The organism is Halioglobus sp. HI00S01 (assembly GCF_001635445.1).
Taxonomy (GTDB): domain Bacteria; phylum Pseudomonadota; class Gammaproteobacteria; order Pseudomonadales; family Halieaceae; genus Halioglobus; species Halioglobus japonicus.
Genome location: NZ_LWEE01000052.1, coordinates 1 through 216 on the forward strand (window position 1 = coordinate 1; position 216 = coordinate 216).

Annotated in this window: 1 protein-coding gene; it reads left to right on the forward strand. The window is 56.9% G+C overall.

Annotation, left to right across the window (positions count from 1 at the left end):
• On the forward strand, nt 1-216 hold a 216-nt coding region (locus tag A3709_RS23635; RefSeq protein ID WP_197484127.1), incomplete at both ends, for a hypothetical protein.

Consider the following 216-nt stretch of genomic DNA (forward strand, 5'->3'; position numbering starts at 1 on the left):
ATATTCGCAAACTGGGTGGGTGGTGCTTCGGCCACCGCGATCACCCCCGATATTGTAGGTGAGGCGCGTTCTCCGGATGGCGACGAGTTGCTTTACCGTGAACTGCATCACTGCAACGCCGATGGCCGTTTGTGTGAAATTACCTATGTCGATCCCGACGGCGAGACCATTGGCGTAAAGTCACTGGATTACACCCTCGCGCTGCCCGCACCTATG